Raw genomic sequence first — 11,764 nt, 5'->3', positions numbered from 1 at the left:
GTTTCGCAGAAGATTATTTAACTTCTACGGCTTCATCGTTACTGAATAAATATAGGTAACTTTCTTTAACTTTTTTCCCAAGTGTTGCTTCAATTGCCTTTGCATAATAATCTAGCTGAGATTTATATTTCTCTATTAAGAGATTTACATCTCCATTTTTTAAGGAGTCTGTTTTATAATCCACTAAAACTATCTCTCCATTTTCCTCAAAATAGCAGTCTATTATTCCTTGAAGCATTATTTTTTCCTCTCCATATATTTCGATTGGGAGGTTTTTATCTATATCTGTTGACTTAATTTCCATATGGAACGGTATTTCTCTTTCTAAAGCTTTTTGATTATAAGCTTTTATCATTCTTTGTCCAAGATCTGTTTTAAATAACTTTAATAATTTATTGACCCGGACGGATTTGCCCTCTTCTTTTGAGATTAGCAATTTTTCAACGTAAGTCTCAATTTGTAATCCTATTTCACTTGTGGTTGCCACTTTAGTTAAATCTAATCTTTGCACCACTGCATGCATAGCGGTTCCTTTTTCTGCGGGGGTTAATCCCTTCGCCTCTTCTAGGAATTTGGGCTTATTTATAAGTTTTGGCTGGTACATATTGTTTGAATCGCCTTCCGTAATTTCTGCATTAAATTTTCTTTTAATCTCTGTTACTGTAAGTACTGTAGGCATTTTTGTGGACATTTCGTATTTATAAATAAATCCTAGCCTTTTTTCTATTTCAAAGATGAACTTCTCATCTGTAGGTTCTTCCTGAAGTGCTGTTAGCTTTTCCTGTGAGCTAACAGTAATTTCTTCTTCATAATTGTCGTTTTTCTTTATGTTTTCTCTATTCCAGAACCTTACCGTAAAGCTTGCAGGATGACTTAATAAATTCGTTGTACTATCATCTATTTCTATTAGTTCACGCAATGGTTTTCCGTCTGCATGCCTTATTATCGCCGGCACTATCCAATCTAAATAGCTTTTACCTTTTAAAATTTCATATTCTCCTAGCTTTTCACTATTCTCTTCTAAACTAGAACTCATTCTAGTTAAATTTCTCTCTGTATTTCTCATTGACCCAGTTATTATTAGCTTTTCCTTCGCTCTTGTTAAAGCTACATATAGTACCCTCATTTCCTCTGCAAGACTTTCTATCTTTATTGTCTTTTTAAGCGCTTGTTTTAGAACTGTAGGATAAGAAATTCTTCTAATTGGATCAACAAAATCTGGGCCATAGCCTAATTCATGGTGAAATAATATACTCTTATTTATATCCATTAAGTTAAAGTTTTTTCCCATGCCACTTAGAAATACTACAGGAAATTCTAGCCCTTTACTTTTATGTATACTCATTATCCTAACTACGTTTTCATTTTCCCCTAAGGTTTTAGCACTGCCCATGTCTCCACTACTTATTTTTAACTTGTTTATGAAATTTATAAAATTAAACAGTCCCTTGTAACTAGTTTCTTCATATTGCCTTGCCCTTTGGAAAAGCACTCTTAAATTCGCTTGTCTTTGGGTTCCTCCTGGCATGGCTCCTATATAACCGTAATAACCAGTGCTAGTATATAAGTGCCATATGAATTCATCAATGGGCATATACGTGCAAATTTCTCTAAAGTGGTTTAATTTTTCAAGGAATTTACCGAGTTTTTCTGATTTTTTAGTGCCTTCTAAGTTTACCATTGCTTCATAAAAACTTACTTCCCTTTGACCTACTCTTATATCTACCAGTTCCTCTGAGGTAAACCCTCCTATTGGAGAACGGAGAACTGCTAGCATAGGAATATCCTGTCTTGGGTTATCTATAATTTGAAGTAAACTCATGATTATTTGAATTTCTATGGTACTAAAATAGCCTGTGCCTGTATCTGCATACACCGGTATGTCTTCTAGCTTCAATTGTTCTAAAAATGAGGGTGCCCAATTTGAGGTGGCCCGAAGTAATATTACAATATCCTTATATTCAACGTATCTATAACTTTTTATTTTTTTGTCATAAATTTTAAAAGCTTTTTCATCTTTATGTAGCATTAATTCTTTTATTCTTTTTGCAACAATTCTAGCTTCTAATTCAATATTTGTAGGGGTTTCATCCTCATTTGTTTTGCCATGTCCCTCACCTTCAATTCCATTAGTTGTTAACCGTCCCTCATCTTCGACCTCTTCACCTTCGTTTTCTTCTCCTGCATCTTTAACTTCCTTTTCAATAAGATGTAGCTCCACTGCTCCGCCTATTACTCCAGGACCTTCAAGTTCATCAAAGTGAGCTCCTAAATTCAACGCTTCCTCATCTGTATAGTCAAGATCTCCAATGTTTTTGCACATTATTTGTTTGAAGATATAATTTACTGCATTTATAACCGGTCCACGACTTCTAAAATTTTTGTATAGAGTTATTTTTCTGGTTTTTTCGCCGTCAATTTTTGAATAACTATTATACTTTGCTAAGAAGAGCTCTGGCCTTGCCTGCCTAAATTTATATATACTCTGTTTTACGTCTCCTACCATGAATACATTTGGGAAACCTATTTTTTCTCTTGAGATTATATTTAATAGAGTTTCTTGCACCATGTTGCTATCCTGATATTCATCTATCAAAATTTCTTCGTATTTATTTCTTAGCCCAACTGCTACTGCGGAAGGTTCTGGTTTTCCCTGAGCGTCTATTACTATTTCCCCCTCTTCATTTTTTTCCATCAAAATGTCAAGGCAGTAGTGCTCAAAATCATTGAAATCTATAATTGAACGTTCTTTTTTCTTTTCTCTATATTTTTCCTGTAAATCTATAACAAGCTGAGATAGTTCACGCATTTGTGGATACAATGTTTTTATATCTCTTAAAGCCGTTTCTGAATTTGCATTCATTATTTGCTGCCCCAGTTCCCCTAATTGTTTCTTAACCTTATTTCTTATCTCTTGTACTACCTTTTGTTTTTCCTTATCTTTGCAGGCTTTTATCGTTGTTAGTTTTGGGAAGCTTAAATTTTCAAACGCTTCTGCTAAGCTTTCAAAACAATTGCTTTCAGCGCTTATTAAATCTGCAATTAACTCTAAATCTGATTTGAACACTTCGTAATATAATGCTATAGCTTCATTGTTTTCTATGATTTTCAATGCTTTAATCATTACTTTTTCAATGCCTAGTAGCTCTATTTTAACATCTTCCATTAAAACCTTTGCCCAAGGGGTATCACTAAAACTATACCCATCTTTTATGTTAAAATCCTCTGCAGAACCCCGTAGCCATTTTGTTGGATTTGTAGAACTCATGGCAAAATTATAAAGGCTTAACACTATAGACTTAAGGCCTAAATCTTCTTTATTATTACTATAGGCTTCAACAAGTTTTAAGAAACTAGAATCCTCGATTAGATTTATAGAGCTAGTATCCTTTTCTACAAATAAATCGCTATCTTCATCTTCGGTTTCATTTTCATCATTCATTTCTACATATCTATCCTCAAATAGTTCCTCTAGAGCTTCTTGTTTTAAAAGCACTGCTTCTGTTGCATCTGCTATTCTAAAATTAGGGTCTAAATCTACTATATGAAAATTGCTTCTAATAACCTCAAGGCAGAAGGAGTGAATAGTTGTAATGCTGGATTTATTTAATAAGGTTAACTGTCTTTGCAGTAGTTTACTTTGTGGATTTTTATAAAGTTCCTTTGAAATAGCCGCAGCTATTCTCTCCCTCATTTCGGATGCCGCCGCGTTCGTAAATGTAACCACTAATAACTTATCTATATCTGTAGGCCGATCTTCATCTGTTACTATCTTTATTATTCTCTCAACTAGTACCGCTGTTTTACCTGAGCCTGCCGCTGCAGCTACTAGAACGTTGCAATCGCGAGTATAGATAGCCTTTTTCTGATCCTCTGTCCATGAAACCCCTGTTTTTACATGTTTAATTTCATTCTCACTCTTTAACATTACTCCTCATCCACTCCGATCTCTTGAGTCTTTACACTATTTTGCTCAATTTCGACTGACGATAAGAGTTCCCATATTTCCTTGTCTCTCTTATCTTTTATTATCTTATAGGTATTTTCCTTTAATGTAGGATCAAATTGGCAAATAGCCGTGTATTCACAGTAAGCACAAGGTGTAGCATCTTTTTTCTTATATGGCTTTATGTCTATTTCTCCACTTAACATTTGTTCACAGGTGCTTATTAGGTTTTCCTTTACATGGCGGAGTAACATTTCAAACTGCTCCTTAGTTGCAACTGATGATCTTGAGCCTAACTTCCCATCCTTTTTTATAGATGCTGGGACAACTAGAGATGCGCCTTCAATATTTCTATCCATTTCCCTAATTATCTTAGTATCTGCTAGCAGTAACCCCTTCATTTTTAAAGCCTTCATTATTGCTTTTTCCAGTTCTTCTTCATCTAAATCATTTTTAGCTTTTATTACTGGGTCATCTATTTTAAAGTACAAAATACCTGCTGGGAAAATTGGCTCCTCTGAAATTTCGTTTTCTTTAGAAATCGCTCTTTCACTTTTAAGCATGGCGTCTAAATACGTCAATAGCTGTATTTGAAGTCCGTAATATACATCGGATAGTTTAAAATCCTTATTTCCAGATTTATAATCTATTATCCTGTAAAATTCTTCTCCTTCATTAATTAACTTATCTACTCTATCTATTCTACCAACTAGATTTACTACTTCCCCTGTGGATAGTTCTACTTTTATTGGTGGATAATCTCCATCTTCAAATCCAAAGGATACTTCATAGCCAAAGGGTTCAAATCCACTGTTTTTCATTTGCTCAACTATCACCATAATAGTTCGTTTTAAAACTCTTTTTAACCGCTCTGTAAAGTACTTGTACCTTGGGGTACTGTTCAATATATAGCCACTTATGCCTTCCTCTGCTTCTTTTTCTACAATACTTGCTATATTTTTTTCACACCATTCACGCTGAAGGTCCGCCCATTTTATTTCATTTTTATCCACAAGCTTTGAAAAATCATCAAGTACACTGTGCATAAAGCTACCTAAGTCTGGAGATGAAAATGTAAAAGTTTTTCGCTCCTTAGCTTTTAGGCCATATTGCACAAAATATGCAAAGGGACATTCTTCATATTTTTCTATTCTAGATACGCTAAAATAATTTTTGTCTCCATAAAGTAGTTTTACTTTTTCTTTCTCAAGCATTTTCATTTCATTTTTGTAGTCAAATCCCTGAAACATGGTGTTGCTTTTTTCTCGCCATAAAGGGTCCTTTTGGTACCACTTATAAATCTCAATCCAAAGTGGCGATATAACTCCCTCCGCTAAATATTTTCTTAGATAAAATATCAGCTCGTTAAATGTTGGAACTTTAGCACACAGCTGCTGAATATCATTCGTTTCTTGTAGCCTTTCACTAAACTGAGTTATATTGCTCTCTTCTATTAGACCTTTGAATAAGGCGTTAAACCTAGATATTATAATAGAAGGTCTTAACGTTTTGCCTTCATAATCTGCAATAGGATAACTTATATTTAAATATTTACTTGGGATGGTTATTGTAGCATAGATTAAATACTGCTCATTAAACACCTCAGTTTTTGTGTCATTTGCAAGTTCTAATGCATTTTCTTTTAAAATCATTCTATCATTGTCCGTTAATATTCCATCTTCCTTGTTTGCCATTGGGAATACTCCATCATTTACCCCTATAATGTACAGTGCACTTATATCATGACTTTTTATGCGCTCCACGCTGCTAATAGTTACTCCATCTAGTGCAGGTGGAATAATTCCCATTTGATGTTTACTAAATCCCATGGATAGTACTTTTACAAAGTCCTCAAGGGATAGGGTTTCATTGCCAAGGACTTCCACCATCTGATCTAATAGTTCCATAACTAAGTTCCATATTTTACTATACTCGGTAACGAGCTCTTGCGCACCTTCCCTTTTGAAATTTTCTATCCACTCCTCTATTGTTTTATATATATTTATAGTTTCTAGAAATTCAAATAAAGTTGTGCATATTTTTTTTGTGGTACATCCGCCTTTTAATTTTTCTTTGAATTGTAGTAGTGGATTTATGACTTTCTCTCTAGTATCATTTAAAATTTTAATAGTGGCTTCTATTCTTTCAGCTTTGTCCTCAGGAGAACCTGCAACTTTTTCTACAGGTTTCTCTGCACTTTGTGATGCAGCTTCGTCTATGCCAGCTTTATCATTATAGTAGTCTCTAAAATAGTATTCTATTTTCTCCTGCCATAGATCAGGTTCTGTCCATTTTCTTTTGCCCTTTATGCCCGCTGCTATTACGAAGTTTTCTAGTATGTCTATATGCTGCTTTTCTATATCTAAAAGCCCTGTTTTAAGATACCTAAACATTGCCTCATAGCTAAAGTTCTTAGTGAAAATCTCAACGACTCCGGTTATTAGCACAATTAAGGGGTTACTTGTTATATCCTTTTTCTTATCTATAAATAATGGAATATTATATTCTGTAAATATGGCTTTAATTAACTTTTCATAGGAGGGTAAGTCTCTTGTTACTACTGCTATTTTATTAAATCTTATATTCTCATCACGGCATAGTCTTAAGATATCCTTTGCCACGTGTTCCACCTCGCAGTATCCATTAAGAGCTTTAAATACCTTTATGTTTTCACATTTCTCAGTACTTGGTGTATATGGGAATGCAAAATAATTTTTTTCAAGAAAAGATAGTTCATTATTGTTTTTAAATTTATATTCTTTATTACCTTCCAGCTCTATAGGTGCTTCGATACTTGTCCCACTATCCTCTGCTAAACTTAAAAGCTTATTTTCTGTAAACTTAATGGAATAAAATGCATCAGATTCCTCCATACATTTTGAATGCTCTGAACTTTTTAATGGAAGCGTTATATTTATCCTCCTAGCTTTTTTATATAGCTTTTCGAGTATTCCATACTGTTGTGGTGTAAAGCCTGTAAACTCATCGATCCAAAACTCAGAACCATCAAAAATATTGCATTCATCAAGGGCACTATTTAAGCGTGTTAAATCGTCATCTGGATCCACATAGTTTTTATTTAAAATATTATCAAATTCTCCGTATATAAGAGATAAATCCATTATTTTATCTACTAGCAAGGTGTTTTCCCCTAAATTGCCTAATGTCTTATTTAAATCTTCAACAGAAACATTATATTTTTTAAACTCTGTAATTGCAGAAGCTACATTATCTACAAAGCCTTTTTGTCTAGCCGCTCCTTTAAATACCTTGAGTTCATCTTTCTTTTTTTGAAGTATGCTATGAATAAGCATTGCCTTTCCTGAAGTATCCATAGGTTTACGGGTTATGCCTCCAACCTCGCTAAACACTTTGTACGCTAATCTATTAAAACTAAGTACTTGGACGTTCTTTATTCCTGTAGATCCAACTACTTTTATAAGATTTTTTTCAGCTTGAAAGGAAAATTGTTCTGGCACCAAAAGTACTAAGGGTTTTTCGCTCTCGGCGGTACTTCGTTTTTCTATGTCCTCTAAGCAGAACGTACTCTTCCCTTTTCCAGCTCCTCCGTATATAAATCTTAAACTCACAAAAACACGTCCTTTCTTTTAATTTATTATATATAATTTCCCCACATAGTTCGTTTTGTATTTATTATATTATACCATGCGGGACATATTAGACTTGAATGTTTAAAGATATTTCAGAAGCAAAGTCTCCCATTTCTATAAGTTTGAGTACCTACTATAAGTAGGAGTTACTTGCCCTAACAAATAGAAAACTTCAGTGGTAGTATACCACTACTTCTGAAGTCGTCAATTTATCTTCTGCGAATCTGTTGAAGCGACCCAGGAGATGATTTAACCACATAATAACTTAAAATATTTGTATATTAGGCAAAATTAAATTAACTGACGAAAAAGATTGAAATATATAATTATTATACATATTATTCATATAGCTGCATTTATTTTGTCATTCTTTTACATTCTTATATAAACGCAACCCTTTAACGCAATTTTCAGTACATTTTTATATAAATGCAACCCTTTACCGCAGTTTCAGTATATTTTTATTACATATATGTTTAAATATGTTTAAATATATTTAAATACAAGAAAAAAGGGTCTAAAGATGAAATCTATAAAACATCAACTAATTATCATTGCTATATTAATTTTAGGAATACCATTTTTTATATCAAATTTAATTTCTGATTATTACGTGTCGAATCAATAAAAAAAAGATGGGCGATTTAAAACTTGAAGAATTGAAAAATATAGTTAAAAAATATAGTGCTAAAAATAGTTATGCTTATGTAATAGACTGAGAGAGGTTTTAAGTAGTTGCTGAGGAAGTAAGAAGACTTGCAGAACAATCCGTGAAACTGTAAATAACATTCAATATGGCGCGGATGGAGAATTTGTAAGCTCCATGTCAGATGAAATTGCACAAGCATCACAAAATCAAGCACAGCTTGCACAAAAACTTAATGAGTTGGTTCAAAAATTTAAAATTTAAAATTTAAAGTTTAGGGTCACTTGGCACACTTAGAATTAACATATACTAAAATTGGCTTGTCTATTTATTACAATCCAATAATTTCCCACTAATAATTATGAAACATAATAGACGTGTAAATTACCTATTTTAATTCCTTTTCACTTAGAGCATCAATATAATCTTTGCCTTCTTTGAGCCCTATTCCAGTAGCCATTCTATATTTTTTAATTGCTTTGATATTTTTGCCTTCTAAAATAAGGCTTTTTAATTCAGCCATTGTTTCATCTGACACACGCATTTCACCCGGCAGTCCTATTTCACTCGGAATACCAACTTTATCCGCAATCATATTTAAAGTTCTCTTCATTTGCGCAATTTCAACTCGCATCATACTAATAGTATTTGATGTACTTGATATATTTAACACTACTCCCGCTACTCCCGCTACTATAAGTACCAAAATAAATGTATCACTCATAATTTCACTCCTTTCAACTTTGTCATAATATTGCATTTATGCATAATAAACTATGGTTTATTTGCCTACTAATCATAATGCAAATTATAAGCAAGCGTAACCTAGTAATATTTGTAAATTAGATATCTTTAAATTTAAAAACCACTAAAATTGGTTTGTCTATTTCCGACAAGCCAATAAATTTTCCCACAATAATTATGAAACAATATAAAATATTGTTTATTTTATCTTCTTAAGTTTCAGATTTAATATAATCTGATTCATAATTGATAAAATACCAATTACAATACAACTAATATTATTATTTTTAAAAGTGTTAGGGAATGCTGCAAATAAAAACACCCAAATTATAAGCATTACTCCTAATGCTATGTCACTTGTTCCAATTATTTTAACTGCACTTGTATAATTTTTATTTAATTTCTCCTGAAATTGAGGACTAAAAAACACCTTGAATTTCAAACTATATTCATTAATTTTTTTAAAAACATTATAGTTTAAGCTAAAACCTAGCCCAACAAAAATTAATGATATTATAATCACTACTAAATTAATCATCTCCTGCGGAGCTGCATATTAACGACTTCAGAAGGGTATTTACACTCCCACTGGAGTTTTATTTTTGCTAGAGTGATTAACTCTCACTTATAAAAATTGGAGACTTTCCTTCTGAAATGTCATTAAATATCCTCATACTGAAATTCCCCTTCTCAATTTATTAATTGTTGCATCTATACAACTATTGATATTCCATTTTAAATTTATCATGAGACTTTATGGTACAAGTATAACTGTAAATTCATTAGGGATAAATCTAGTTGTATTTAGGAATCCATGCAGTGCAGCCGAATGCATTCAGCACAATGCATGGATCCCTTTAATATATTATATGTTTCTTATGTTTATTTTGTACTTTGAAGTTTTTCCATAATTATATCTTTCATTTCTACCAATTTTTCTTCTGCAGCTTTTAAAGTTTCTCCCTTTGAGTACATGTATATTTTAATTTTTGGTTCTGTACCTGAAGGTCTTACAGCATACCAGCTCTCATCATCAAAGTAGAATTTAAGTACATTAGATACTGGAATTCCACTAGATTCTTCTGTACCATTAATTACGTCATAAGCTTTTTCTATATCGTAATCTATATATTTAGTAAGCTTCGCAGTGCCTATTGTCTTTGGATTATCTTTTCTGTATTCTTCCATCATTCTAGAAATTCTTTCTTGTCCTTCTATGCCTTCTAGAACTAGAGATATTAGGTTTTCTCTATAATATCCAAATTCCTCGTATATCTCATTTAATATATCTATTAGAGTTTTCCCTTGTGATTTATAGTAGGCTGCAGCTTCACATAAAAGCATGGAAGATATCACTGCATCTTTGTCACGAACGAAAGTCCCAGCAACATACCCAATGCTTTCTTCGTATCCAAATATAAATTCATGGCTATCATCTTTCTTAAAATCATTGATTTTACCACAAATATTTTTGAATCCTGTAAGTACTTCGAAGGTTTCCACGCCATATTTCTTAGCTATTTGCCTGCCTAAATCCCCTGTTACTAGCGATTTTACTATGGCCGCATTGCTAGGAAGCGTGCCTTTTTCTTTCATCCCTTCTATAACATATTTTATTAATATAGCCCCTGTTTGATTACCATTGAAAGCAACATATTCTCCATTTTTATCTCTGACCATTATAGCAAGTCTATCGCAATCCGGATCTGTAGCTATTAATAACTCTGCCCCTTCTTTTTTACCAAGTTCCTGGGCATATTTGAAGGCTTTTACATCCTCTGGGTTTGGGTATCCAACGGTTGTAAAGTCTGGATCTGGGTTTTCTTGCTCTGGCACTACTATTATATTAGTAAAACCTCTTTCCTTTAGTACTCTTCGTACAGGCATATTTCCAGTACCATTTAGAGGTGTATAAACAATTTTTATATCTTTATCTATGTTATCCCTTAAAGCTAGTCCCTTTACTTTCTCCATATACTCATCATCCATTGCTTTCCCGAGCATTACTATTAATCCTTTTTCCTTAGCTTCCTCAAGATCCATGATTTCTATGGTACTAAAATCTGTAATGCTCTGAATTTTTTCTGTTATACCATTTGCAGTAGATGATAAGATCTGGGCACCATCTTCCCAATATACCTTGTATCCGTTATATTCTTTAGGATTATGGCTAGCAGTCACAACAATTCCTGCAGCGGTACCTAACGTTCTTACTGCATAAGATAGTTCTGGAGTAGGCCTTAATTCCTCAAATAAATAAGCCTTTATTCCATTTGCTGCTAAAACTTGTGATGCTGTAGCTGCAAATTCAAGTGAAAAATGTCTGCAATCATAAGCTATTGCTACACCTCTATCCATATATGCTTGTCCATAACCTTTAATATAATCCGCAAGCCCTTGCGTTGCTCTTGAAATTATGTATAAATTCATTCTATTAAGTCCCGCACCTAATTTTCCTCTTAGACCTGCAGTTCCAAACTCTAAGTCCATGTAAAACCTATCTTGAATTTCATTATTGTCTTTTGATATTGCCCTTAATTCTTCTCGAGTCTTTTCATCAAAATATTTATTATTTAACCATTCTTCATATTTTTTTATATAAGTCATTTTAACTCCCACCTTCCAAATAATTACCATTTGATAACATTATACATTACTTCCTATTCATTTTAAACAGCTAATAACAATTTTTAGGATAAATTTTACATATAGTATAAATATCTGTAACAACTTATCCTTTTGCACATATAATATATTAGGATACCTTAATGGCACTTCAGAATGAATTCCTCCTTGGATCCAATTGTGCTTATTATT

At 32.7% G+C, this 11,764-nt stretch carries 5 protein-coding genes; all 5 read right to left on the bottom strand.

What is annotated here, in order from left to right:
- Positions 1-13: 13 nt before the first annotated feature.
- Positions 14-3,928 (bottom strand): helicase-exonuclease AddAB subunit AddA, encoded by a 3,915-nt coding sequence (addA, locus tag KTC92_RS14570; protein ID WP_220286320.1) that lies wholly within the window; start codon positions 3,926-3,928, stop codon positions 14-16.
- Positions 3,928-7,536, bottom strand: coding sequence for a helicase-exonuclease AddAB subunit AddB (gene addB / locus KTC92_RS14565; protein ID WP_220286319.1), 3,609 nt, complete (start codon positions 7,534-7,536; stop codon positions 3,928-3,930). The genes addA and addB overlap by 1 nt, the downstream gene beginning before the upstream one ends.
- Positions 7,537-8,591: 1,055 nt before the next feature.
- On the bottom strand, positions 8,592-8,927 hold the full coding sequence (locus KTC92_RS14560) for a 50S ribosomal protein L7/L12 (RefSeq protein WP_258280610.1): 336 nt from the start codon (positions 8,925-8,927) through the stop codon (positions 8,592-8,594).
- 219 nt (positions 8,928-9,146) lie between these two features.
- Positions 9,147-9,485, bottom strand: coding sequence for a hypothetical protein (locus KTC92_RS14555; RefSeq protein ID WP_220286318.1), 339 nt, complete (start codon positions 9,483-9,485; stop codon positions 9,147-9,149).
- 344 nt (positions 9,486-9,829) lie between these two features.
- Positions 9,830-11,554 (bottom strand): phospho-sugar mutase, encoded by a 1,725-nt coding sequence (locus KTC92_RS14550; RefSeq protein WP_216302414.1) that lies wholly within the window; start codon positions 11,552-11,554, stop codon positions 9,830-9,832.
- Positions 11,555-11,764 lie beyond the last annotated feature (210 nt).

Origin of the sequence: Clostridium sp. CM027 (assembly GCF_024730565.1) — a bacterium.
Taxonomy (GTDB): Bacteria; Bacillota; Clostridia; order Clostridiales; family Clostridiaceae; genus Clostridium_AD; species Clostridium_AD estertheticum_B.
The sequence above is the reverse complement of the archived record's forward strand: the minus strand, read 5'-3'. Positions and strand labels throughout refer to the sequence as shown.